The organism is Agrococcus casei LMG 22410 (assembly GCF_900163565.1).
Taxonomy (GTDB): domain Bacteria; phylum Actinomycetota; class Actinomycetes; order Actinomycetales; family Microbacteriaceae; genus Agrococcus; species Agrococcus casei.
The window spans coordinates 43563-67952 of record NZ_FUHU01000045.1; the positions used below are offsets into that span (position 1 = coordinate 43563).

General features: G+C 66.1%; 29 protein-coding genes. 26 read left to right on the forward strand and 3 right to left on the reverse strand.

Features of this window, described 5'->3' with window-relative positions:
* The first annotated feature begins 30 nt into the window (after positions 1-30).
* From CZ674_RS12435 to dapF, 11 genes are all read left to right on the forward strand, one after another.
* Entirely contained in the window at positions 31-2736 is a 2706-nt protein-coding gene (locus CZ674_RS12435; RefSeq protein WP_086992840.1) for an FtsK/SpoIIIE family DNA translocase, read from the forward strand.
* Between the two features lie 9 nt (positions 2737-2745).
* Positions 2746-3402 carry a CDP-diacylglycerol--glycerol-3-phosphate 3-phosphatidyltransferase gene (gene pgsA, locus CZ674_RS12440; RefSeq protein ID WP_086992841.1) on the forward strand — a complete coding sequence of 219 codons (657 nt, stop codon included), beginning with the start codon at positions 2746-2748 and terminating at the stop codon, positions 3400-3402.
* Positions 3399-3902 (forward strand): CinA family protein, encoded by a 504-nt coding sequence (locus CZ674_RS12445; RefSeq protein ID WP_200810108.1) that lies wholly within the window; start codon positions 3399-3401, stop codon positions 3900-3902. The genes pgsA and CZ674_RS12445 overlap by 4 nt, the downstream gene beginning before the upstream one ends.
* A gap of 92 nt (positions 3903-3994) precedes the next feature.
* The gene (locus CZ674_RS12450; RefSeq protein WP_086992842.1) at positions 3995-4342 is read left to right on the forward strand and encodes a helix-turn-helix domain-containing protein; all 348 of its coding nucleotides are present in this window, start codon (positions 3995-3997) and stop codon (positions 4340-4342) included.
* A 6-nt stretch (positions 4343-4348) separates the two neighbouring features.
* Entirely contained in the window at positions 4349-4573 is a 225-nt protein-coding gene (locus CZ674_RS12455; protein ID WP_086992843.1) for a DUF3046 domain-containing protein, read from the forward strand.
* A gap of 152 nt (positions 4574-4725) precedes the next feature.
* Positions 4726-5787, forward strand: coding sequence for a recombinase RecA (recA, locus tag CZ674_RS12460; RefSeq protein WP_086992844.1), 1062 nt, complete (start codon positions 4726-4728; stop codon positions 5785-5787).
* Positions 5788-5793: 6 nt separating this feature from the next.
* Positions 5794-6471 carry a regulatory protein RecX gene (locus CZ674_RS12465; protein ID WP_086992845.1) on the forward strand — a complete coding sequence of 226 codons (678 nt, stop codon included), beginning with the start codon at positions 5794-5796 and terminating at the stop codon, positions 6469-6471.
* Between the two features lie 78 nt (positions 6472-6549).
* On the forward strand, positions 6550-7050 hold the full coding sequence (locus tag CZ674_RS12470) for a hypothetical protein (RefSeq protein WP_086992846.1): 501 nt from the start codon (positions 6550-6552) through the stop codon (positions 7048-7050).
* Between the two features lie 88 nt (positions 7051-7138).
* Positions 7139-8623: a tRNA (N6-isopentenyl adenosine(37)-C2)-methylthiotransferase MiaB gene (miaB, locus tag CZ674_RS12475; protein ID WP_086992847.1), complete on the forward strand. Its 1485-nt coding sequence runs from the start codon at positions 7139-7141 to the stop codon at positions 8621-8623.
* Positions 8623-9528, forward strand: coding sequence for a tRNA (adenosine(37)-N6)-dimethylallyltransferase MiaA (miaA, locus tag CZ674_RS12480; protein WP_086992848.1), 906 nt, complete (start codon positions 8623-8625; stop codon positions 9526-9528). The genes miaB and miaA overlap by 1 nt, the downstream gene beginning before the upstream one ends.
* 4 nt (positions 9529-9532) lie before the next feature.
* Entirely contained in the window at positions 9533-10405 is an 873-nt protein-coding gene (gene dapF / locus CZ674_RS12485) for a diaminopimelate epimerase (RefSeq protein WP_086992849.1), read from the forward strand.
* Here the strand turns inward: dapF and CZ674_RS12490 are convergent.
* A complete protein-coding gene (locus tag CZ674_RS12490; RefSeq protein WP_086992850.1) occupies positions 10402-10998 on the reverse strand; it encodes a class I SAM-dependent methyltransferase in 597 nt (198 codons plus the stop codon). The two genes, dapF and CZ674_RS12490, sit on opposite strands and share 4 nt — an antisense overlap.
* A 16-nt stretch (positions 10999-11014) precedes the next feature.
* Here CZ674_RS12490 and hflX point away from each other — a divergent pair, with 16 nt between their 5' ends.
* A complete protein-coding gene (hflX, locus tag CZ674_RS12495; RefSeq protein WP_086992851.1) occupies positions 11015-12526 on the forward strand; it encodes a GTPase HflX in 1512 nt (503 codons plus the stop codon).
* A gap of 22 nt (positions 12527-12548) precedes the next feature.
* Here the strand turns inward: hflX and lexA are convergent, their stop codons facing one another.
* Complete coding sequence (gene lexA / locus CZ674_RS12500) at positions 12549-13169, reverse strand: transcriptional repressor LexA (RefSeq protein WP_086992852.1); 621 nt, start codon at positions 13167-13169, stop codon at positions 12549-12551.
* 256 nt (positions 13170-13425) lie between these two features.
* Here lexA and CZ674_RS12505 point away from each other — a divergent pair, with 256 nt between their 5' ends.
* The 6 genes from CZ674_RS12505 (at position 13426) to CZ674_RS12530 (ending at position 17810) form a co-directional block, all read left to right on the forward strand.
* Positions 13426-13785, forward strand: coding sequence for a LysM peptidoglycan-binding domain-containing protein (locus tag CZ674_RS12505; RefSeq protein WP_086992853.1), 360 nt, complete (start codon positions 13426-13428; stop codon positions 13783-13785).
* 65 nt (positions 13786-13850) lie between these two features.
* On the forward strand, positions 13851-14963 hold the full coding sequence (locus CZ674_RS12510) for a histidinol-phosphate transaminase (RefSeq protein WP_086992854.1): 1113 nt from the start codon (positions 13851-13853) through the stop codon (positions 14961-14963).
* 9 nt (positions 14964-14972) lie between these two features.
* Positions 14973-15572: an imidazoleglycerol-phosphate dehydratase HisB gene (gene hisB / locus CZ674_RS12515; protein WP_086992855.1), complete on the forward strand. Its 600-nt coding sequence runs from the start codon at positions 14973-14975 to the stop codon at positions 15570-15572.
* Positions 15572-16201 (forward strand): imidazole glycerol phosphate synthase subunit HisH, encoded by a 630-nt coding sequence (hisH, locus tag CZ674_RS12520; protein WP_086992856.1) that lies wholly within the window; start codon positions 15572-15574, stop codon positions 16199-16201. The genes hisB and hisH overlap by 1 nt, the downstream gene beginning before the upstream one ends.
* Before the next feature lie 16 nt (positions 16202-16217).
* The gene (priA, locus tag CZ674_RS12525; protein WP_086992857.1) at positions 16218-16967 is read left to right on the forward strand and encodes a bifunctional 1-(5-phosphoribosyl)-5-((5-phosphoribosylamino)methylideneamino)imidazole-4-carboxamide isomerase/phosphoribosylanthranilate isomerase PriA; all 750 of its coding nucleotides are present in this window, start codon (positions 16218-16220) and stop codon (positions 16965-16967) included.
* A gap of 3 nt (positions 16968-16970) precedes the next feature.
* A complete protein-coding gene (locus CZ674_RS12530) occupies positions 16971-17810 on the forward strand; it encodes an SseB family protein (protein ID WP_086992858.1) in 840 nt (279 codons plus the stop codon).
* Positions 17811-17824: 14 nt separating this feature from the next.
* Here the strand turns inward: CZ674_RS12530 and CZ674_RS12535 are convergent, their stop codons facing one another.
* Positions 17825-18169, reverse strand: coding sequence for a DUF1844 domain-containing protein (locus tag CZ674_RS12535; RefSeq protein WP_086992859.1), 345 nt, complete (start codon positions 18167-18169; stop codon positions 17825-17827).
* A gap of 176 nt (positions 18170-18345) precedes the next feature.
* On the opposite strand from CZ674_RS12535, the gene infC reads away from it, so the two are divergent.
* From infC to CZ674_RS12575, 8 genes are all read left to right on the forward strand, one after another.
* Positions 18346-19500 (forward strand): translation initiation factor IF-3, encoded by a 1155-nt coding sequence (gene infC / locus CZ674_RS12540; protein ID WP_086992860.1) that lies wholly within the window; start codon positions 18346-18348, stop codon positions 19498-19500.
* A gap of 10 nt (positions 19501-19510) precedes the next feature.
* Entirely contained in the window at positions 19511-19705 is a 195-nt protein-coding gene (gene rpmI / locus CZ674_RS12545) for a 50S ribosomal protein L35 (RefSeq protein ID WP_086992861.1), read from the forward strand.
* Between the two features lie 30 nt (positions 19706-19735).
* Complete coding sequence (gene rplT, locus CZ674_RS12550; RefSeq protein WP_086992862.1) at positions 19736-20119, forward strand: 50S ribosomal protein L20; 384 nt, start codon at positions 19736-19738, stop codon at positions 20117-20119.
* A gap of 2 nt (positions 20120-20121) precedes the next feature.
* Complete coding sequence (locus CZ674_RS12555) at positions 20122-20898, forward strand: TrmH family RNA methyltransferase (RefSeq protein ID WP_086992863.1); 777 nt, start codon at positions 20122-20124, stop codon at positions 20896-20898.
* Between the two features lie 113 nt (positions 20899-21011).
* Positions 21012-21749: an amino acid ABC transporter ATP-binding protein gene (locus CZ674_RS12560; RefSeq protein WP_086992864.1), complete on the forward strand. Its 738-nt coding sequence runs from the start codon at positions 21012-21014 to the stop codon at positions 21747-21749.
* A gap of 39 nt (positions 21750-21788) precedes the next feature.
* Positions 21789-22667 carry a glutamate ABC transporter substrate-binding protein gene (locus CZ674_RS12565; protein ID WP_086992865.1) on the forward strand — a complete coding sequence of 293 codons (879 nt, stop codon included), beginning with the start codon at positions 21789-21791 and terminating at the stop codon, positions 22665-22667.
* Positions 22668-22755: 88 nt separating this feature from the next.
* Positions 22756-23400 (forward strand): amino acid ABC transporter permease, encoded by a 645-nt coding sequence (locus CZ674_RS12570; protein WP_086992866.1) that lies wholly within the window; start codon positions 22756-22758, stop codon positions 23398-23400.
* Entirely contained in the window at positions 23397-24335 is a 939-nt protein-coding gene (locus CZ674_RS12575; protein WP_086992867.1) for an amino acid ABC transporter permease, read from the forward strand. The genes CZ674_RS12570 and CZ674_RS12575 overlap by 4 nt, the downstream gene beginning before the upstream one ends.
* The last annotated feature ends 55 nt before the right edge of the window (positions 24336-24390 follow it).

The following is a 24390-nucleotide window of genomic DNA, read 5'->3' on the forward strand; positions in this document are numbered from 1 at the left end:
TGTCGGAGGCCCGCGGTTACGCTGATCCGCATGGCCACATCTGCGAAGCAGAACACGAAGCGCACCCGCTCGTCCAGCCCCGCCAAGAGCGAGGCCGCGACGAAGGTGCTCGTCGCCGACAGCGGCCCGAACGCCGGTGTCAGATTCTGGATGGCGCTCGCACACGCGACAGGCGGCGCCGCACGAGTCTTCGGGCGCGAATCGCTCGCGAAGGAGGAGCGCCGCGACGGCGTCCCGTTCTTCCTGACGCTCGTGGCGATCGCCGGCGCGGTCGTCGAGTGGTTCCTGCCGACCAACGCGGTCGCCCAGGCGATCAGCGCGTACACGTTCGGCGGCCTCTTCGGCCAGGTCGCCGTCGCATTGCCGGTGGTATTCGTGCTGCTGGCCCTCTGGATGTTCCGCCACCCGGCATCCGTCAGCGACAACGGCCGCGTTGGCGTCGGCATCACGATGCTCCTGGTGTCGATCAGCGCCGCATGCCACGCGCTGCTCGGTGCCCCTGCAGCAGCCGAGGGCATGCCCGTCCTCGCAGAGGCCGGGGGAGTGTTCGGGTGGGTGCTCGGCGCTCCGCTGGTTGCACTCACGACCGTGGTCGGCGCGACGATCATCAGCATCCTGCTCGCGCTGCTGAGCGTGCTCATCATCACGGGCACAGCGCCCACGAGAATCCCCGAGCGACTCGGCGACCTCTACCGCTACCTCTTCGGCATCAGGCAGCTGACTGATGAAGAGAAGGAGGAGGCACGCGAAGAGCGCGCTCGTCTGCGCGACGAGCGCAAGAGCCTCGAAGCCGCTGACGAGTCAGACGAAGACACCGACTCGCTGCCCTTCTGGCGCCGCAACAAGACCGGTCGCGAGGTCGACCCCGATCCCGCCTACGACAGCCCGATCATGCTCGACGATGCTGGGGCGGATGCGCCGCATCCGTCTCCCGACGACCGCACCGCGGTCATCGACAACACGCCGCCCGAGGATGCGTCGTTCGACCCGTTCGCCGGCATCGCAGGCGACGACAGCGAGTACGAGAACGGCGTGCTGGCCGACCTGCAGGCTGCCGAGAGCGCAGTGCAGCGAGCCACGGGCGAGGTGCCAGAAGCAGCAGAGGGTCAGACAGACATCGACCGCGACGCGGCCAAGCCCCTTTCGGAGCGCCCGTACCGGCTGCCGTCCGTCGCCTCGCTGGCCGAGGGCGACGCCCCGAAGTCGCGCACGCAGGCCAACGACGACATCGTCGAAGCCATTACGCAGGTGCTCGACAACTTCAAGGTCGACGCCAAAGTCACCGGCTTCTCGCGCGGCCCGACGGTCACGCGATACGAAGTCGAGGTTGCTCCCGGCGTGAAGGTCGAGCGCGTCACGGCCCTGTCGAAGAACCTCTCGTACGCCGTCGCCTCGAACGAGGTGCGCATCCTCTCGCCCATTCCCGGCAAGAGCGCGATCGGCATCGAGATTCCGAACACCGACCGCGAGACGGTCAAGCTGGGCGACGTGTTGCGCTCGAAGGCGGCACAGAACTCGACGCACCCGATGACGATCGGCATCGGCAAGGACGTCGAGGGCGGCTTCGTGGTCGCGAACCTCGCGAAGATGCCGCACCTGCTGGTCGCTGGCGCCACGGGCTCCGGAAAGTCGTCGTTCGTGAACGCAATGATCACGAGCCTGCTGATGAGCGCGACTCCGGCAGATGTGCGCATGGTGCTGGTCGACCCGAAGCGCGTCGAGCTGACGATCTACCAGGGCGTGCCGCATCTGATCACCCCCATCATCACCGACGCCAAGAAGGCAGCAGAGGCGCTGCAGTGGGTCGTCAAGGAGATGGACATGCGCTACGACGACCTGGCGTCGTTCGGGTACAAGCACATCGACGACTTCAACAAGGCCGTGCGGTCTGGCAGCGTTCGCCTGCCGGAGGGCAGCGAGCGCAAGCTCAAGCCCTACCCGTACCTGCTGGTCGTCGTCGACGAGCTGGCAGACCTCATGATGGTGGCGCCTCGCGACGTCGAAGACTCGATTGTGCGCATCACCCAGCTTGCCCGCGCCGCTGGCATCCACCTCGTGCTCGCGACGCAGCGTCCGAGCGTCGATGTCGTCACGGGCCTCATCAAGGCGAACGTTCCCAGCCGCTACGCATTCGGCGTCTCGAGCGTCACTGACTCGCGCGTGATCCTCGACGCTCCCGGAGCCGAGAAGCTGATCGGCCAGGGCGACGGGCTCTTCCTGCCGATGGGCTCGACCAAGTCGATGCGCGTGCAGGGCGCCTGGGTCGACGAGGCCGAGATCCACAGAGTCGTGCAGCATGTCACGGGCCAGGCCCAGCCGGAGTACCGCGAGGATGTGCAGCAAGCTGTGCAGAAGAAGGAGATCGACGCAGACATCGGCGGCGACCTCGATGACCTGCTCGCAGCAGCCGAGCTGGTCATCACGACGCAGTTCGGCTCGACCTCGATGCTGCAGCGCAAGCTGCGCGTCGGATTCGCGAAGGCCGGCCGCCTCATGGACCTGCTCGAGTCGCGAGAGATCGTGGGCGCATCCGAGGGGTCGAAGGCGCGCGACGTGCTGGTGCCCGCGGAGGGGCTCGCGGGGGTTCTGGCACAGCTGCGCGGAGAAGACGCGCCGCCTCCCGCAGCGCCGCCCGCAGAGGTGTCAGAGCCGTACGACGACCCGCTGTCGACCGAGGGACTCGAGGTCGTCGAGGGCGATGACGACGAAGACGCGTGGGGGCTCACGGGACGGTAGCCTGGGAGCATGAGCATTCTCGGGCCGTGGCGCGGGCGAGTCTGGGCCAAGGGCGAGAGCCCGGCATCTGTAGCCAGCGTGCCCAACCTCATCTCCGTCTTCCGCATACTGCTGACGCCCGTGTTCGTCATCGTGCTGCTGGCCGACGACGGTCGGCTCGGTGCCGAGCGAATCATCGCCGCGGTGCTGTTCGTCGTGCTGATCGCAACCGACTTCGTCGACGGGCAGATCGCCAGGCGCCGCAATCTGGTGACCGACTTCGGCAAGCTGATCGACCCGATCGCCGACAAGATCATCACGGGAGCCGGCTTCGTCATGCTCTCGGTGCTCGGCGAGCTGCCGTGGATCGTCACCATCATCATCCTGCTGCGCGAATGGGGCATCACGCTGCACAGGCTCATCGTGAGCGAGCGAACCGTGATCGCCGCAGCGTGGTCCGGCAAGGCGAAGACCTTCGCGCAGGCCATTGCCGTGCCCCTTGCCCTGATGCCGCTGTGGCTGTGGCTCGGCGACTGGGTGCACGCGGTCAACACGATTGCGATGACGGCAGCGCTCCTGCTGACGCTGTGGTCGGGGATCGACTACGTGTGGCAAGCTGTGCGGCAGAGGGGCGGCGCCGTTGATGCTCCGTCGACGGTCGACCCGAAGCACAGGAGCACCGAGTGAAATCCTTGACGAAGCAGGCCAAGCAGATCGTGCGCGACGCCAGGCGCCGCGGCGTGACGATCGCGGTTGCTGAGTCGATCACCGGCGGCAAGATCGCAAGCACGCTCGTCGGCATCCCGGGCGCATCGGCCGTGCTGCGCCTCGGAATCGTCGCCTACGCGACGGAGATGAAACGGCGTGTGCTCGGTGTCGACGGCCGTCTGCTCGACAAGCACGGCGCCGTGCACCCGAAGGTCGCGAAGCAGATGGCGCTGGGCGTCCGCAAGCTCGGCGCGATCGGCAAGGACGCAGTGACGATCGGCATCGCCACGACGGGCGTCGCCGGTCCAGACCCGCAGGACGGCGCCGAGGTGGGGCTCACCTTCATTGCAGTCTCGGTCGGAGACGAGACCGAAGTGCACGAGTATCGCTTCGAGGGCGGCCGCAACGAGATCCGCTACGAGGCGACGCAGGTCGCGCTCGCGCTGGTCGAAGAAGTTCTCAGGCAATTCAAAGCCTGATCCGACGCTTCCCTGGAATGAACAAGGTTGAGTCGATGTTAATCAAGATTAGACGGTCACGATAAGATGATCGCCAAGGAAACGGGGGACTCATGGTTCTAGTCAGGCAGGAAATCGGCGACGTGCTTCGCGACGTTCGCCTGCAGAAGGCTTTCACGCTGCGCCAGGTGGCACAGCGCGCTTCCGTCGCACTCGGCTACCTCAGCGAAGTCGAGCGCGGCCAGAAAGAGGCTTCGAGTGAGATTCTGGCGTCAGTGGCTGACGCACTCGAGGTGCCGCTTTCGATGATCATGCGAGAGGTGGGGGACCGACTCGCAGTATTCGAAGGTGTCTACGACATGCAGGCTCCGTACGGGGCAGGCATCGAAGTCGACTCGGCACGGGTGCCCGACACGCTCCCGCAGGAGCTCGTCGACGAGTACCAGCGCGTCACTCGCTGACATCCGGTGAGAAAGACCGAGCTGCTGCGCGCAGTCGCAGCAGAGTTCCAGCCCCTCGAACAAGTGATCATGCATGATCAGGTGCTCGAGGGGCTGAGCGGTCTCACTCCCAACGAAGCCCTCGCTCAGGGCTTCTCGCCCCGCAGCGTCTGGGAAGCACTGTGCAGCGCCCATGCGATTCCGGCCAGCCGGCGCAGCGGCACCAGGCTTCCCGATCCCGATCGCAATTGACTGACACGCCGCTGGTCATTCGAAACTTCGTACTACTTCCATTACGCTGGCAACGGCACTCTCCACAGGCGGAGTTGTCAACAGTTGTTCGATAGGCGACACCCGTGTCAGTGGCTCGCCGTAACGTCTCCGGCAACGGGAAGGACACACCAATGGCTACAGACAAAGATCGCGAGAAGGCGCTCGAGACAGCGCTCGCACACATCGACCGGCAGTTCGGCAAGGGCAGCGTCATGCGCCTCGGCTCAGAAGAGCGCGCCCCAGTCGATGTCATCCAGACGGGTTCGGTCGCACTCGATGCAGCACTCGGAGTCGGGGGGCTTCCCCGCGGCCGCATCATCGAGATCTACGGACCGGAGTCGTCAGGAAAGACGACGCTGACGCTGCACGCAATCGCGAATGCGCAGCGCAACGGCGGCATCGCCGCCTTCATCGACGCAGAGCACGCGCTCGACCCTGTGTATGCGGCAAAGCTGGGCGTCGACATCGACGCGCTGCTGGTCTCGCAGCCCGACACGGGTGAGCAGGCGCTCGAGATCGCAGACATGCTGGTTCGCTCCGGCTCGATCGACCTCGTCGTCGTCGACTCCGTCGCGGCACTCGTGCCCCGCGCTGAGATCGAAGGCGAGATGGGCGACAGCCACGTCGGCCTCCAGGCACGACTCATGTCGCAGGCGCTGCGAAAGCTCACCGGCGGTCTGCACCAGACCAAGACCACGGCGATCTTCATCAACCAGCTGCGCGAGAAGATCGGCGTGTTCTTCGGCAGCCCCGAGACGACCTCCGGCGGAAAGGCGCTCAAGTTCTACGCGTCGGTTCGACTCGACATCCGTCGCATCGAGACGCTGAAGGACGGCGGCGAAGCTGTCGGCAACCGCACCCGAGTCAAGGTCGTCAAGAACAAGATGGCGCCTCCCTTCAAGCAGGCGGAGTTCGACATCCTGTACGGCACGGGCATCTCGCGCGAGGGCAGCCTGATCGACTTCGGTGTCGACAAGAACATCGTCAAGAAGTCGGGTGCCTGGTACACCTACGAGGGCGATCAGCTGGGTCAGGGCAAGGAGAACGCCCGCAGGTTCCTGCTGCAGAACCCCGAGATCGCGGCAGAGATCGAGCACAAGATCCTCGTCGACCTCGGCATCAAGACCGACCCGAACGCGGCCGTCGAGGCAAGCGTCGAATCCCTCGACGAACGTCGGGCGGCAGGCGCGTAAGGCACCATGTCCGACAACGTCACGCCAATCGGCAGCGCCCCCTCGCTTCGCGGCGATGGGGCGCTTGCCGCTTCCGGCCGCACCGACGCACCCGAACCCGCGCCTGAGTCAGACGCCACGACTGTCTCAGCAGTCGAGCCCGAGGAGTGGGCAGTCCCTGTGGCCATTCACGGGGCCAGCGTCCCAGACTCCGCAGCTGATGACGCCACAGCTGATGACGAAGAGGGCCACTACCAGTTCGCCCTGCGTTCTCTCGGCGCTCGCGCCATGTCCACTGGAGGGCTGGTCAAGCGGCTCCAGAAGAAGGGGCTGACATACGCTGAGGCACAGCGCGTCGTCGAGCGCGTCGCCTCCGCCGGCTACCTCGACGATGCCGAGTTCGCTCGCGTGCGCATCGAGCGGCTGCGCGAGCGAGGCCAATACGGCGATCGCGCGATTCGGCAGCGGCTCATGCAAGACGGAGTGCCGAACACGGTGATCGACGAGGCGCTCAGCGAGTCCCCGCTCGACGACCCGGCAGATCTCGTGCTGCAGGCGGCCCGTGACCGCGCATCCCGGCTCCGTGGGCTCGACCGTGCCGTCGCAGAGCGCCGGCTGACCTCGTACCTGCAGCGTCGAGGGCATTCGGGCTCAGAGATTCGCGCCGCAGTGCAGCAGGCTCTTGACGAGGGAGACGATGACTGATCGTCAGCTGAGCCGAATCCATAGCTTTGCCAGCAGGCGCTCAGGAAACACTCACTGTCGATGCGTAGGCTGACGCCCATGAAGACTTCCAATCGACTCCTTGCATTCACTTCGCTGCTCGGTGTTTCAGCACTGGGCCTCACTGGCTGCGTCCTCCCCTTCGGCGGTGGCGACGAGCCCCCTGCTCCTCCGACAGAGACCGGCACGACCGAGACCGAGCCGACAGAGACCGACACGACCGAGACTGAGCCGACAGAGACAGAGACCGACGCTCCTGTCGACGTCGACCTCGGCGACACGGCCTGGACCGGCACGATCGACGGCGAAGACGTCGAGCTGACGTTCAACGCCGACGGCACCATCGACTTCGACTCATGGGGCGAGCTTGGTGAGCTCGACTCCGACAAAGACACTTGGGAAGTCACCGACGGTGAGCTGACCATCTCGCTGGCTTACGAAGACAACGAAGACAAGAGCCTCATCCAGGCTGAGATGAGTGGTCCTGTCGCAGAAGACTCGCTCTCGCTCTCGGGCACCCTCCAGGGCTACCCGATGACCGCTGAGCTCGATCGCGCATAGTACGACGCACGAGAACACGAGAAGGCACCCGCTTCGGCGGGTGCCTTCTTCGTTCGCCAACGAGCGGCGGGCCGGTATTCTGGAGAGCATGACTGTGACGATCGACCGCACCTATGAAGTGAAGACGTTCGGGTGCCAGATGAACGTGCACGACTCCGAGCGCATGAGCGGCTCCCTCGAGAGCGCTGGGTATGCGCGCTCGCTCGACGGCAAGCCCGATGTGCTGGTGATCAACACCTGCGCTGTGCGCGAGAACGCCGCTGACAAGCTGTACGGCACGCTCGGCAGCCTCGCGCAGGTCAAGCGCGAGCGGCCCGGCTTCCAGATCGCCGTCGGCGGCTGCCTCGCGCAGAAGGACCGCGACACGATCGTCGATCGCGCTCCGTGGGTCGACGTGGTGTTCGGCACCCACAACATGGGCTCGCTTCCGACGCTGCTCGATCGTGCGAAGCACAACGACGAGGCGCAGGTCGAGATTCTCGAGTCCCTCGAGACGTTCCCGTCGACGCTGCCCACCAAGCGCGAGTCGACCTACTCGGGCTGGGTCTCGATCTCGGTCGGCTGCAACAACACGTGCACCTTCTGCATCGTGCCGTCGCTGCGCGGCAAAGAGAAGGATCGCCGTCCCGGTGAGATCCTCGCCGAGATCGAGGCGCTGGTCGCAGACGGTGCCGTCGAGGTCACGCTGCTCGGCCAGAACGTGAACACCTACGGCGTCGAATTCGGCGACCGCCTGGCCTTCGGCAAGCTGCTGCGGGCCGCCGGGGCCATCGAGGGCCTCGAGCGCATCCGGTTCACGAGCCCACACCCGGCCGCCTTCACCGACGACGTGATCACAGCCATGGCCGAGACCCCTGAGGTCATGCCGCAGCTGCACATGCCGCTCCAGTCGGGCTCTGACGCCGTGCTGAAGGCCATGCGCCGCTCGTACCGATCGAAGCGCTTCCTCGGCATTCTCGACCGAGTGCGCGAGCAGATTCCGAACGCCGCAATCACGACCGACATCATCGTGGGATTCCCGGGCGAGACAGAAGAGGACTTCGCCGACACGCTGCGAGTGGTCGAGGAGTCGCGCTTCGCCAGCGCCTTCACCTTCCAGTACTCGATCCGGCCCGGCACGCCCGCCGCGACCATGCCGGACCAAGTGCCCAAGGAGGTCGTGCAGGAGCGCTTCGAGCGGCTGACGGCGCTGCAGGACCGAATCTCGCGTGAAGAGAACGAACGACAGGTGGGCACCACCGTCGAGGTGCTCGTCTCCGCTGCCGAAGGCAAGAAGGACGCAGCGACGCATCGGCTCACGGGCCGTGCCGAAGACGGCAGGCTCGTGCACTTCACGGTCGCCGCAGACGGCGAGCAGCCGCGTCCCGGCGACGTCGTCACTGTTGAGGTGACCGAGGCCGCAACGTTCCACCTTCTGGCGGATGCGGGCATCCAGCGACTGCGTCGCACGCGGGCGGGCGACGCCTGGGATCGCAGTCAGGCTGACTCCTGCGGTGTCCCCGCGACACCGGGAGCTGAGACGGCCGGCAAGGGGCCGGTCTCGCTGGGCATCCCGCTCATGCGGGCGCGCTGATGCTCCTGACCGTCGTCGGAGCGACGGGAACAGGCAAGAGCGAGTTCGCGCTCGACGCCGTCGAGGCGCTGGCCTCGCGAGGCATCGAAGCAGAGATCGTGAACGCCGATGCTCTGCAGCTCTACCGCGGCATGGACATCGCGACGGCGAAGCTGCCGCCGGCTGCCCGACGCGGCGTGCCGCACCACATGCTCGATGTGCTGGACGTGCACGAGGAGTCGACGGTCGCCGGCTACCAGCGGCGTGCCGGTGACGCGATCGCCGAGATCGAGTCGCGTGGCGCGTGGCCGATCCTGGTGGGCGGCAGCGGCCTCTACGTCAGCGCGGTCGTGTTTGGGTTCGAGTTTCCGCCACGAGACCCCGCGCTGCGCGCACGACTCGAGCAGCAGCTCGACGAACTGGGCGCATCCGCAATGCACGCCACCCTCGCTGTGCTCGATGCCGATGCGGCAGCAAGCATCGACCCGGCCAACGGTCGCCGCATCGTGCGTGCGATCGAAGCGGTGACCGTCACGGGCGAGCCGTTTCAGGCATCGCTGCCCAGCACCGAGCCGGTTCGCCCGACCCGGATCGCGCACCTGCGCTGCGACCGGGAGATACTCGTGCACCGTCTCAATGCCCGCGCGGCGGGGTTCTGGCAGCAGGGTCTGCTCGACGAAGTCGAGGATCTGCGAGGCCGGGGGCTCGAGAGGGGCGTCACAGCCAGGCAGGCGATCGGCTACTCCCAGGCCCTGGCGCAGCTGCGCGGAGAGCTGAACGAGCAGCAGGCCATCGAGGCGGCGCAGCTCGCCACGCGCAAGTACTCGCGCCGGCAGGTCTCGTGGTTCAAGCGGTATGCCGCCGACGAGCCCGATCCGCTCATGGCGGACGCATGGGTCGAACAGGTGCTCGAGACCGTACACTGAGAGCATGCAGCTTCGAATCACCAAGGGCCACGGCACAGGCAACGACTTCGTGCTGTTCACCGACCCGGACGCCGCCGTCGACCTGACCGACGAGCGCGTGCGGTGGCTGGCCGACCGTCACGTCGGCGTCGGAGCCGACGGTGTGATCCGCGCGGCTCGGGCATCGAGCATCGAGGGCACAGAGAGCACGACGGCCGTGTGGTTCATGGACTATCGCAATGCCGATGGGTCGGTGAGCGAGATGTGCGGCAACGGCGTGCGGGTGTTCGCCAAGTACCTGCTCGACGAACAGCTCGTCGCCCCCGACGCCGACGGCGCCATCGAGATCGGCACCCGGGCCGGAACAAAGCGTGTCGTCATCGGCACCGACGAGACCGGTGCCGACGCGTTCACCGTCTCGATGGGCGACTTCACGATCGGCGACGACCTCGCACTCGTCTCAGCGGTCGGGCTCGACGTTGCTCGGCCTGCCCTTGCAGTCGATGTCGGCAATCCTCACTTGGTCGTGACGCTCGCAGAAGAGAGCGAGCTGTCACGGCTGCAGCTGGCAGTCGCTCCCCAGACCGATCCCGAGCCGGTCAGCGGCGCGAACATCGAGTTCACGGTGCCGGGCGACATCGACGACGAGACGGGCGAGATCACGATGCGCGTGCACGAGCGCGGCGTCGGCGAGACGCTCTCGTGCGGAACAGGAGCCGTTGCCGCCGCAATGGCGATGCGGCACTGGGCGAATGACGCAGGCAAGCTCGACACGGCGCCGAACACGTGGCTCGTGCGTGTGCCCGGCGGCACGCTCGTCGTCACGGCAGACGGCACCTCGGCGACGCTCTCCGGGCCCGCTGAGCTCGTGTTCTCTGCCGACGTGACCCTCGACTAGGCCCGAAAGACCCGCAGAATCCTGAAGTTCTTCTTCGACTCGACGCGCTCGGCGTCGAAGCCGTCCAGCTGCTGCAGCCAGCGCAGGAGCGAGTCAGAGCCAAGGTGCTTCTGCACGACCAGCCAGGCTTCGCCGTCATCCGTGAGTCGTGGCAGCCAGCGCAGCAGCAGCTCGTGCAGCGCCGCCTTGCCGATTCGGATCGGCGGATTCGACCAGATGGCATCGAAGCGCACGGCGTCGTCGACATCGTCAGGCAGGCTCGTGCGCACGTTCGATAGACTGAGGGTGTGCGCATTCCGCGCGGTCGCCGAGAGGGCGTCCGGATTCACATCGACAGCCCACACACTGGCAGTGGGGGCAGAGAGGGCCAGATGTAGCGCTATCGGACCCCAACCGCATCCGAGATCGAGCAGACTGCCGGTCTCCGGAGGCTCAGGTGCGACATCGAGGAGCACCCGGGTGCCGATATCCAGCCCGTCATTCGAGAACACGCCCTTCGGGCTCTCGAGCAGCCGCTCCTCTCCGCCGATCGTCACCGCAATGGGTGAGGCGGCATACGCGCCCCCAGAATCAGAGAAGTAGTGGTCGGTCACTCATAGACCGTACCGAATGAAGGAGCACCTCATCCGAGACGACACGAACAACAGCGACCGAGACGTCGAGCGTATTCTGCGCTGGGCAGGCTCGGCCGATGACGACAAGGGCCGCGCGCAGGCGCTCGATGCAACGACGCACGAAAGCGACAGCGACGGCGACCAGATCGACCGCGAGGCGCGCAAGTCCCTGCGGCGAGTGGCGTGCCTCTCGACAGAGCTCGAAGACGTCACCGAGGTCGAGAACCGGCAGCTGCGACTCGAGCGGGTGGTGCTGATCGGCGTCTACCATTCAGACGCGCAGGAGGCCGAGAACTCGCTGCACGAGCTCGCGGCGCTGGCAGAGACCGCAGGAGCCGAGGTGCTCGACGGCATGCTGCAGCGCAGGCCGAACCCCGATCCCGCAACCTACATCGGCAGCGGCAAGGCCCAGGAGCTGCGCGAGATCGTGGCCGAGACCGGAGCCGACACCGTCGTCGCCGACAGCGAGCTGGCGCCGAGCCAGCGCCGTGCGCTCGAAGACGTGGTGAAGGTCAAGGTCATCGACCGCACCGCCGTCATCCTCGACATCTTCAGCCAGCATGCGACGAGCCGCGAGGGCAAGGCCCAGGTCGAGCTCGCACAGCTCGAGTACCTGCTGCCGAGGCTGCGCGGATGGGGCGAGTCGATGTCGAGGCAGGCTGGCGGCCAGGTGGGCGGCCAGGGTGCCGGCATGGGCTCGAGGGGCCCCGGCGAGACGAAGATCGAGCTCGACCGTCGTCGCATCAACACCCGCATGGCGAAGCTGCGCAAGCAGATCGCGTCGTTTGCTCCCGCCAGGGCGGCGAAGCGCGCCAACCGCGATCGGCATGAGGTGCCGTCGGTGGCGATCGCCGGCTACACGAACGCCGGCAAGTCGTCGCTGCTGAACCGCGTGACCAAAGCCGGCGTGCTGGTCGAGAACGCGCTGTTCGCAACCCTTGACCCCACGGTGAGGCGCACCGAGACGCCCGACGGACGCCTCTACACGCTTTCCGACACCGTCGGCTTCGTGCGCAACCTGCCGCACCAGCTGGTCGAGGCCTTCCGCTCGACACTCGAGGAGGTCGCTGACAGCGACGTCATCGTGCACGTGGTCGACGCCAGCCACGAAGACCCGTCGACGCAGCTCGCAACGGTGCGTGACGTCATCGGCGAGGTCGGGGCACGCGACATCACCGAGATCGTCGTCTTCAACAAGGCCGACCTGGTCGATGATGACGAGCGGCTGCTGCTGCGCGGGCTGGTTCCAAACGCGGTGTTCGTGTCGGCGAGAACCGGCGAGGGCATCGAGACGCTGATGGATCGCATCGCCGACGCCATCCCGCGGCCCGACGTCACGCTCGACCTGCTGATTCCCTACAGCAGGGGAGAGGTCGTGAACGAGCTGCACGAGAGCTTCATCGTCGACACCGAAGAGCACCTGGGCGATGGTACGCGGATGCGCGTCCGAGTCACCGAGGCCGCGAAGCCCCGGTTCGTCGAGTTCGAGTCGGCCAGGAGGGCCTAGCGCGCCAGCCTGGACGGAGGGCCTAGACCGAGCGCAGCACCGCCACGAGCTTGCCGAGGATCTCGGCGTGATCGCCGAGGATGGGCTCGAAGGCCGAGTTTCGCGGCAGCAGCCAGGTGTGTCCGTCGCGCTGGCGGAACACCTTGATGGTTGCCTCGCCGTCGAGCATGGCCGCCACGATGTCGCCGTTCTCGGCCGACTTCTGCTGGCGGATGACCACCCAGTCGCCGTCGCAGATGGCCGCGTCGATCATGCTGTCGCCCGTGACCTTGAGCATGAACAGGTCGCCGCCGCCGACGAGCTTGCGGGGGAGCGGCAGGACCTCTTCGACCTGCTCCTCTGCCGTGATGGGAACACCGGCGGCGATCCGGCCGACCATCGGGACCGCCGTCGTGCGGTCGGGCTGCGGCATGTCGCCGAGCGGCACATCGATGAGCACCTCGATGGCGCGGGGCTTCGCCGGGTCGCGGCGGATGGCGCCGGCGAGCTCGAGCTGGCCGAGGTGGTGCGTGACAGACGAGAGCGATGCCAGGCCGACGCTGTCGCCGATCTCGCGATATGAGGGCGGGTAGCCCCGCGTCAGCACTGAGCGCTGGATGCACTGCAGCACCGCCTGCTGCTTCTCAGAGAGACCTCGTGCCATGTGCGCTCCTTCATCGGGCCCTGAATCAGGGTCTGCGTCGGTCATGTCGGTGCGGGAGCTGACACGCTGCCGAAGCCGTGTCAGTGGTCTGCACTTGACTGACCCCTGTGCGAGAAGAGTATCCGACACAGACAGATGGAGCAAAGACTTGTTCTAGCGTGTCTCGAAACTCGCTTCCGCAGTTTTCTGCAGAAGTTCGCACTTGACAGTTCGAAAAGTAGAACGTAGATTCGATACACAAGTGCTAGGAGGCATCATGAAGAACATCGAGATCGATCACATCGACACTCCTCGTTCGAACGACGGTCGAACAAGGATGCGACTGACCCCGCGCGGTCGCCGTGCGATCCTGACCCTCCTGGCGGTTCCCGCGGTCGCGTTCGGCGCATTCGGCGTGACGCAGGCCGCAACCGCTGAGGCGGGCAGCGAGGCGGCAGACGTCGTGTTCGAGACCGTGACGGTGCAGCCCGGCGACACCCTCTGGGGCATCGCACAAGAGATTGCACCGCACGATGACCCGCGCGACGTGATCATCGACATCCAAGATCTGAACGACGTGACCGGTGCAGTGCAGGCCGGCGCAACGCTGAGCATCCCCGCGCAGTACTCCGAGTAGGCGACGCGGCCGCACCCGGCTGCGCGCATGCTTGGCATCAAAGGTCCGACGACTAGGATTGCCGGGTGACCAGCGCATCCGATTTCCAGCTCAGCGACCTGCCTCTGCGAGACGACCTGGTCGGTCTCGAGCCATACGGGGCTCCGCAGATCGAAGTGCCGGTGCGGCTCAATGTCAACGAGAGCGCGTTCGATGTTCCGGATGCGGTCGTCGAGTCGGTCGTCGAGCGCATCCGCAGCGCGACCAAGGGTGCGAACCGCTATCCAGACCGCGAGTTCACACGACTTCGCGAGCTGCTGGCCGATTATGTCGGCGAAGGCGTCGCACCCGAGCAGATCTGGGCGGGCAACGGCAGCAACGAAGTGCTGCAGCACGTGCTCCAGGCGTTCGGCGGCCCCGGCAGAACGCTGCTGTCGTTCTCGCCCACGTACTCGATGTACCCGCTCCTGGCACAGGGCATCGCCATGGACTACGTCGCAGCTCCGCGACGCGACGACTTCACCGTCGATGCAGAGCTGGTGCGAGAGGCCGTCGCCGAGCACGATCCCGACATCGTGTTCCTCTGCGGCCCGAACAACCCGACCGGAACTCCGCTCGACCCTGCAGCGATCACGGCTGCGCTCGAGTCGCGGGCGATCGTCGTGGTTGACGAGGCCTACGTCGAGTTCGCGACCGATCGAAGCCGCACGGCCGTCTCGCTGCTGCCCGAGCACCCGCGCCTCCTCGTCTCGCGCACCATGAGCAAGGCGTTCGCCTTCGCCGGGGTCCGACTCGGGTACCTGATCGCGCATCCGGCAGTCACCGACGCGCTTCGTCTCGTTCGTCTCCCGTACAACCTCTCTGCGCTGACGCAGGCTGCCGCGTGCGCTGCGCTCGAGCACTCCGACATCATGCTCGCGCAGGTCGACGAGCTGCGCGCACAGCGCGACCGCCTCGAGACCGGCCTCCGCGAGCTCGGTCTTGCTCCGCATCCGTCAGACTCCAACTTCGTGCTCGTCGGCGGCATCGACGACCCGCAGCGTGTGTTCGAGGCCCTGCTGGCAGAGGGCGTGCTCGTGCGCAATGTGGGTCTTCCCGGCACGCTGCGCATCACGGCTGGCACGCACGACGAGACATCGGCTGTGCTCGCGGCTATGGCGAAGGCGACGGGGCGCGTCGAGCCGTCGCAAGACGCCTAGGATTGACGCATGGCACGTACAGCATCGAACAAGCGCGTCACCAGCGAGAGCACTGTCTCGGTCGAGGTCGATCTTGACGGAACAGGCACGAGCTCGATCTCGACGAGCGTTCCCTTCTTCGACCACATGCTCACGGCGCTGTCGAAGCACTCGCTCATCGACATGCGCATCGAGGCGACCGGCGACACCGAGATCGACGTGCACCACACGGTCGAAGACACCTCCATCGTCCTCGGCCAGACTCTCGCTGAGGCGCTCGGCGACAAGCGCGGCATCACGCGGTACGGCGACGCCACCGTGCCCCTCGACGAGGCACTCGCCCGTGCTGTCGTCGACGTCTCCGGTCGTCCGTTCCTCGTGCACGAGGGCGAGTCAGAGGCATTCGTGCACCACCTGATCGGCGGTCACTTCACCGGGTCGATGGTTCGCCACGCATTCGAGGCGATCACACTGAACGCGCGCATGAGCGTGCACATCGACGTGCTGCGCGGTCGCGACCCGCACCACATCGCCGAAGCCGAGTTCAAGGCGTTCGCCCGCGCGCTGCGCGTCGCTGTCTCGCCGGATCCCCGGGTCGACGGCGTTCCCAGCACCAAGGGAGCCCTGTAGTGCCGACCGTCGCGCTGCTCGACTACGGCAGCGGCAACGTCCACTCGGCCAAGAAGGCCCTTGAGGCGGCCGGTGCGCAAGTCGATCTCACTCGTGACCGCAATGCCGTGATGTCGGCCGACGGGCTCGTGGTGCCGGGCGTCGGCTCCATCGCCGCGTGCATGGAGGGGCTTCGCGAGGTGAACGCCGGCGAGCTGATCGGCCGGCGCCTTGCCGGAGGCCGTCCTGTGCTCGGCATCTGCGTCGGCATGCAGGTGCTCTTCGACGAGGGACGCGAGGGCGGCGAGACAACCGAGGCCCTCGGCGAATGGCCGGGCGTTGTCGACAGGCTCGACGCACAGGTGCTCCCGCACATGGGCTGGAACACCGTCGAGGTGCCCGAGGGCTCGCGCCTCTTCGAAGGCATCGAGTCGGAGCGGTTCTACTTCGTGCACTCGTACGCCGCAAAGGAGTGGCTCATCGAGCAGCACCCGCGCATCCGCACGACTGCCCTCACCTGGGCGACGCACGGCGAGCGATTCCTCGCGGCCGTCGAGAACGGGCCACTGACCGCGACGCAGTTCCACCCTGAGAAATCGGGTGAGGCCGGCGTCCGGCTCCTGGCAAACTGGCTGGCGACACTCAGCTGAATCGAGAGAGAAGACCATGACCGACTTCAACCAGTCCCCGAAGCTCACGCTGCTGCCCGCAATCGATGTGGCCGACGGCAAGGCTGTGCGACTCGTCCGAGGCGAGGCCGGCAGCGAGACGAGCTTCGGACATCCGGTCGACGCCGCTCGCGACTTCGCAGAGCAGGGCGCCGAGTGGATTCACCTCGTCGACCTCGACGCGGCGTTCGGCCGCGGCAACAACACCTCGGTCATCAAGAAGGTCATCAAGGCCGTTCGCGACGAGGTCAGCATCGAGCTCTCGGGAGGCATCCGCGATGACGATAGCCTCAAGGCCGCGCTCTCTACTGGCGTCAAGCGCATCAACCTCGGCACCGCGGCGCTCGAGAACCCGCAGTGGACCGAGGCCGTGATCTCGCAGTACGGCGAGCAGATCGCCATCGGGCTGGATGTGCGCGGCGAGACGCTCGCAGCCCGCGGCTGGGCGAGCGAGGGCGGCAACATCTGGGAGGTCCTCGAGCGACTCGAGCAGGCCGGCGCCGCACGCTACGTGGTCACCGACGTCAACCAGGACGGCACGCTCAAGGGGCCGAACATCGACCTGCTCCGAGCAGTCGCCGAGCGCACCGACAAGCCCGTCATCGCATCGGGCGGCGTCTCGAGCCTCGACGACATCGCAGCGCTGCGCGAGCTGGTGCCGACCGGCGTCGAAGGCGCGATCGTGGGCAAGGCCCTCTACTCGGGCGCCTTCACGCTCGCGGCAGCACTCGACGTGGCAGGAGACTGACGCTTGTCCGGTGCAGACAGAGACGCCGACTCCGCAGGGTTTCCCTGGGAGGGGCGCACCTTCAACCACCACGACACCGAGTACAAGGACGACGACGGCTCGATTCCGGCCGGCTTCGCAGCTGCGATGGCAGCGTTGCGCGCGCAGGGCGACAAGGCAGCAGAGACGGATGCGCTGGCACGGGCGGTCGCGTCCCTCGCCGGCCAGCGGCTCCTGATTCCGCTTGTGGCCGAGGCTGGCGAGACCGGGCACACGCCTGCGGGCAAGCTCGTCGACAAGTCGCAGGAGCTCTCGATCCCCACGGTCGAAGGCCCTGACGGAGCGCCCATCCTGCCGGTCTTCTCGAATGCGGCAGCCATGAGCGCGTGGAATCCCAAGTCGCGGCCGGTGCCGGCCTCGGTGCAGCGCGTGGTGTTCGCGGCGCTCGAAGACGATGCGCAGCGCGTCGTGATCGACGGCGGCACCGACACCGAGCTCGTGCTCACCGCTCCCGTCCTTCGTGCCATGGCGGCCGAGCGCGATTGGAGCCCTGCCTACGCCCGCGCCGATGTGATGGAGGCGATCGGGCTCGCGGCGACGCAGCTGCAGACGGTCGCCGCGATGGCGGTCGTGCCGGGGGATCCGCAGTCGATGCTTCGCGGACCCGAGATCCTCATCGTGCTCGTGACCGGTGACGAGGCCGAGACGCGCAGCGAGCTGCCTGCGTTCGTGGCGGCGCTCGGTCAGGCAGAGCCTGTCGCGCTGCATGCGGCGTCTATCAAGGTGAGCCTCTACCCGCTGGGCGAGAGCGGGCTCGACGTGCAGTTTCCTCCCGGAAGCCGCGTCGCCGGGCTTCGAGCCTGACGAGCGGCCCCGGCTCAGATGACTGAGCCGGTGTACTTCTCGCCGGGGCCCTTGCCGGGCGCATCGGGGTGGTGCGAAGCCTCGCGGAAGGCGAGCTGCACCGAGCGCAGGCCGTCGCGCAGGGGAGCGGCGTGCGAGCTCGAGACCTCGGGCGCAGCGGCCGTGATGAGGCCTGCGAGCGCGTTGATCAGCTTGCGCGCCTCGTCGAGATCCGTCTGCGTCTCGGGGCTGTCGGCGAGGCCGACCTTCACCGCAGCTGCGCTGAGGAGGTGCACGGCAACCGTGTTGATCAGCTCCACTGCCGGCACATCTGCGATGTCTCTGGCCTCGTCGTTCCCGTTCAGCTGCTCGTCGCTCATGCTTCTCCGCTCGTGGTCGCTCTTGGCCAAAGCCAAGTTGCCTGGTAGTATCTTGCAGGTTACCGGGCATTTGTCCGGCGAAGAGGAGTCACTCCCACCCGCAACCGACTCAAGGTTACCGGGTTCCGAACGCCCCGCCGCTCGCGGCAGGTGCATCTTCATCAGATGCCAAGGGTGTGGTTGATGCTCCGCTTTGCTTTGTACCAAGCAGATTTAAGGAGCACGCTATCAGCGACGACCACCGCATCAATGAGCGCATCAGAGTCCCCGAAGTACGTCTTGTCGGCCCCAGCGGCGAACAGGTCGGCGTCGTGGCCGTGGATGTTGCGCTCCGTCTCGCACGGGAGGCCAGCCTCGATCTCGTGGAGGTCGCCCCGGGATCGCGCCCGCCGGTGGCCAAGATCATGGACTTCGGCAAGTTCAAGTATGAGCAGGCGCAGAAGGCCAAAGAGGCACGTCGCAACCAGGCGAACACGGTGCTCAAAGAGGTGCGATTCCGTCTGAAGATCGACGAGCACGACTACGAGACCAAGCGTCGCCGCGCCGAGGGATTCCTCCAGGCTGGCGACAAGGTCAAGGCGATGATCCTGTTCCGCGGCCGCGAGCAGTCGCGTCCCGAGATGGGCGTCAAGCTCCTCCAGCGCTTCGCAGAAGACGTCGCTGAGTTCGGTGCCGCAGAGACGCGCCCGACGATCGACGGACGCAACATGACGATGATCGTCGGCCCGCTGCGCTCGAAGTCCGATGCACGTGCCGAGATCAACGAGGCACGCAAGGTGCAGCGCAACCGCCAGCAGGAGAAGCGTCGCGAAGCCGCCGAGAACAAGGCTGCGCACCAGGCCGAGGCTGAGGCTGAGCGTGCGAAGCGCCCCGCGGCCAAGGTAGATGCGACGTTCGACGTCAAGCGCAACCAGACCACCGCTTCTGCGGCGGCCAAGGTCGCTTCGGCACGCCCTGCCGCTGAGAAGAAGCCGAGCACGGCTCCTGCTGCAGCCGCAGAGAAGAAGTCGAGCGCTGCGTCAGCACCGAAGTCGGCGTCCGCGCCGGCCGCCAAGAAGCCCGCTGCAGCTGCAGCACCGAAGTCGACCGCCACGACCGGCCAGAAGCCGGCGCCCGCAGCGGCCGAGAAGAAGCCGCGCGCGGCAGCTGACAGCAAGTCGGCAGCGGCTCCGGTGAAGCCCGTCGCCAAGGCGACACCCAAGCCCGCGGCCAAGCCTGCTGGCGGATCGACCCCCAAGCCTGTGGCCAAGCCCGCAGACCGGCCGGCCGCCAAGCCTTCAGCCAAGCCCGCAAGCCCGAAGCCGAAGCCCAGCTCCGGCGATTCCCAGTAGGAGAAGAACAATGCCAAAGCAGAAGACGCACTCCGGTGCGAAGAAGCGATTCAAGGTGACCGGCAGCGGCAAGATCCGCAAGCAGCAGTCGGGCATGCGCCACAACCTCGAGGTGAAGTCGTCGGTGCAGACCCGTCGTCTTAACCGCGACAAGGTGGTTGCACCCGCTGACGCCAAGAACATCAAGCGGCTGCTCAGCAGCTAGACGCTTCACACAGGTTTATAGGAGAGAACAATGGCACGAGTAAAGAGGGCGGTAAACGCCCAGAAGAAGCGTCGCACAATCCTGGAGCGCGCAGAGGGCTACCGCGGACAGCGGTCACGCCTGTACCGCAAGGCGAAGGAGCAGGTCACACACTCCTTCAAGTACTCATACCGCGACCGTCGCGCGAAGAAGAACGAGTTCCGTCGCCTCTGGATCCAGCGCATCAACGCTGCGTCACGCGCCAACGGCCTGACCTACAACCGTCTGATCCAGGGCCTCGGCCTGGCAGGCGTCGAGGTCGACCGTCGCATCCTGGCCGACCTCGCAGTGAACGACGCAGACACGTTCGCCGCCCTGGTCGCCAAGGCGAAGGCAGCGCTTCCCGCCGACACCTCCGCTCCGAAGAGCGAGTAGTCGTGCTGTCGTCTCCGCGCTCCCCGAGAGTGCGCGAGGTGGCAAAGCTCAAGACGAGAACAGCCCGGTCCGAGACCGGGCTGTTCTTGCTTGAGGGGCCACAGGCGCTCGGCGAGGCCGTCGCAGCGGATGCGCGCGTGCACGAGGTGTTCTTCACAGAAGCCGGTGCCGAGAAGCACCCTGCGCTCATGCAGCACAGCGACGCCGAGTACGTCGAAGTCAGTGAAGAAGCACTTGCACGGATGGCCGACACGCGCACTCCGCAGGGGTTCGTCGCAGTCGCCAGTCAGTTTCCGAAGACCCTCGACGATGCCCTCGAAGGAGCATCACGTGTCGTGATCCTGCACGAGGTCAGAGACCCGGGCAACCTCGGCACCATCATCCGGGTCGCCGACGCAGCGGGCTTCGACGCCGTCATCGTCACGGCTGAGTCCGTCGACGTGTACAACCCGAAAGTCGTCCGCGCGACCACAGGATCACTGTTCAACATGGTGCACTCAGTCGAGGTCACCACGATCGACGCCATCGCGGCCGTGAAGCGACTCGGCATACAGGTCATCGCAGCAGACGTCTCGGGCGATGATCTGCGCGAGCAGACGGCGGCGTTCGAGCAGCCGCACGCCTGGGTGTTCGGCAACGAGGCTCGCGGGCTCGACGACACGACGCGCGACCTCGCAGACGTCACGCTGCGGGTTCCGATCTTCGGCAGAGCCGAGTCGATGAATCTCGCGACCGCAGCTGCGGTCTGCCTCTATCAGAGCGCGTTCGCCGCTCGCTGAGGGCACCAGCCTCGCGGGAGGGGAGTTCTCCCCTCCCGCGAGATGACAACCATTCGGTCACGATTGTGCCTGCGCTGTCAGCAAAGAGACGAAACCTAGGGTTTACTGTCAGCATGATCCCTGTCATCGAGGTCGAGCACGTCAACAAGCACTACGGCGAATTCCACGCGCTCAAAGACATCAGTCTCACGGTGAGCAAAGGCGAAGTCGTTGTCGTGATCGGCCCTTCGGGCTCCGGCAAGTCGACCCTCTGCCGCACCATCAACCGTCTTGAGACCATCACCGACGGTGAGATCCGCATCGACGGCAACGTGCTCCCGAAAGAGGGCAAGGGCCTCGCGAAGCTCCGCGCCGACGTCGGCATGGTCTTCCAGTCGTTCAACCTCTTCGCGCACAAGACGATCCTCGAGAACGTCATGATCGGGCCCATCCAGGTCAAGAAGATCCCCAAGGCCGAGGCCGCAGAAGACGCCCGCCGTCTGCTCGACCGCGTCGGCGTGGGCCACCAGGCCGACAAGTACCCCGCGCAGCTCTCCGGCGGCCAGCAGCAGCGCGTCGCGATCGCGCGCGCCCTGGCGATGAAGCCAAAGGCGCTGCTCTTCGACGAGCCGACCAGCGCGCTCGACCCCGAGATGATCAACGAGGTCCTCGACGTCATGATCGAGCTCGCCAAGGAGGGCATGACGATGGTCGTCGTCACGCACGAGATGGGCTTCGCTCGCAAGGCCGCCGACCGTGTCGTGTTCATGGCAGACGGCGAGATCGTCGAGGAGTCGACGCCCGACGAGTTCTTCACGAACCCCCAGACTTCGAGGGCGCAGGATTTCCTCTCGAAGCTCATCACCAACTGACCACTCAAGAAGACCCATCACCCCACAAAGGAGTAAACGATGATGAAGCGACGTTTTGCCGCCATGGCGGCAGCTGGTGCCGCAGCGGCACTGGTCCTGACAGGATGCGCGGGCGGAGGCGGCGGCGACAACGGCGACCAGCCCTGGACCGTGGCTGAAGACGTGACGATCGAGGGCTCGGCCACGTTCGAGGCGATGCAGTCGGCCGGCCAGATCGTGATCGGCGTCAAGGAAGACCAGCCGGGTCTCGGCTACCTCGACGCAGCCACGGGCGAGCGCACCGGCTTCGACGTCGACATCGCGCGCTGGATGGCAGCAGAGCTCGGCTTCGGCGAAGACCAGATCGAGTTCAAGGCGATCCCGTCGGCCAACCGCGAGCAGGAGCTCGTCAACGGCAACATCGACATGTACGTCGGCACCTACTCGATCACCGACTCCCGCAAGGAGCAGATCGACTTCGCAGGCCCCTACGCCATCACAGGCCAGGGACTCCTCGTCGCTGCTGACAACGACTCGATCAACGGACCCGACGACCTCGCAGGTACCAATGTCTGCTCGGCAACCGGCTCGACCCCGATCCAGAACATCCGCGAGAACTACCCTGAGGCCAAAATCCAGGAGTTCGACACCTACTCGCAGTGTGTTGCCAAGATCGAAGACGGCTCGGCTGACGCAGTCACCACCGACGCCCTGATCCTGCTCGGCTACGCAGCGCAGTCGCCCGACACGCTCAAGACCGTCGGCGACACCTTCAGCGAAGAGATCTACGGCATCGGCGTCCCCAAGGGCGACGACGCATTCCGTGACTTCCTGAACACGGCGCTCGAAGAGGGCGGCGAGACCTGGACGGCAATCTGGGACGCCAACCTCGGCGAGACCGGTGTCGAGGGCGAGCAGCCCGCTGTCGACCGCTACTAGCAAGTGAGAGTCGGGGCGGCAGAGCGCTGCCGCCCCGACTTGCACCGCAGATTCATCTCAACCCCGCACCAACTGGAGGAGCGCGCCAATGGGCGTCATCACCGATAACTGGGATCTCTGGGTCGACGCAACCGTCGGCACGCTCCAGATCTTCTTCTTCGGACTCATCATCGCCTTGGTGCTGGGATTCATCGTCGGCGCCATGCGCGTCTCGCCCATCCCGATTGCGCGATGGGTCGGCACCGCCTATGTGAACCTGGTGCGCAACACCCCGCTGACGCTCATGTTCTTCGTCTTCGCCTTCGCTGTTCCGGTCGTGTTCGAGATCCGAGACCTGAGACTGCTCGGCATTCTCGCGATCGGGCTGTACACAGCGACGTACGTTGCAGAGACGCTCCGAAGCGGCATCAACACCGTGCCTGTCGGCCAGGCTGAAGCAGCTCGTGCCGTCGGCATGAGCTTCACGCAGGTCATGGGGCACATCGTGCTTCCGCAGGCGGCCCGCAGCGTGATCCCTCCGATGATGAGCGTCATCATCGCCTTCCTCAAGAACACCACGGTCGCAGCAGGGTTCTCGATCATGAACCTCGGCTCCATCCGCGCGTATCTCTCCGAGCGCGGTGAGAACGCGATGGTCGTGCTGCTCTGGGTCGCGCTCGTGTTCGTGGTCATGGTGTTTGCCCTCAGCGGCGTCCAGCGATATCTCGAGAAGAAGTGGAGGGTGGCCCGATGAGCGGTGGCGCCTCTGTTCTGTATGACGTTCCGGGCCCGAAGGCAATCGCCCGCAACCGCATTCTCGGCGGTCTCGTCGTTGTCGTCGTGCTTGCCGCGTTCGCCTTCACCATCTTCCGGCTTGCCGACTCCGGCCAGTTCTCGGCCGAGAAGTGGGAGGCCTTCACCTACCCCTTCATCTGGCAGAACATCGGCCTTGCGCTGCTGCGCACGCTCAGCGCGTTCGTCCTGTCTGCTGTCGGCGCACTCGTGCTCGGATTCCTGCTCGCGGTCGCACGCCTCTCCACCGTTCGGGTGCTGAGCATCCCGGCCACAGTCGTGACCGAGGTGCTGCGGGCCATCCCCGTGCTCGTGCTCATGATGCTGCTGTACTACGGCTTCGGCTCCATCGGCGTGCCGATGTCGTCGTTCGCGGCAGTCGTCATCGCGCTGATCGCCTACAACGGCTCTGTGCTTGCAGAAGTATTCCGTGCCGGCGTCGAGTCGCTGCCGAAGGGCCAGGGCGAAGCCGGCTTCGCGATCGGCATGACGAGCCGTCAGGTCATGAACCTCATCCTCATGCCGCAGGCAGTTCGAGCGATGATGCCCGTGATCATCGCGCAGCTCGTCGTGACGCTGAAAGACACAGCCCTCGGGTTCGTCATCACATACAACGAGCTGCTGTACTACGCTCGCTACCTCATGTCGCAGACCACACTCGGCAACCCGATCATTCCGTCGATCCTGATCATCGGCGCGATCTACATCATTCTCTGTCTGCTGCTGTCGTGGCTTGCCCACACCGTGCAGAAGCGCACAAGCCGCTCGGTCAAGGTCAAGGTCAAGGTCGCAGCGCACCACCCGGGCAACCCGGGCGGAGCCACCGACACGCAGATGATGGCCGCGCAAGACGTCGGCACCGACGATCAGACCGGCCACTCGCAGGCCGGCGGCTAGCGCGATTCCCCAACCAGTCACCGAATCACCGGCACGCCGCCCGCTGGCGGTCGTT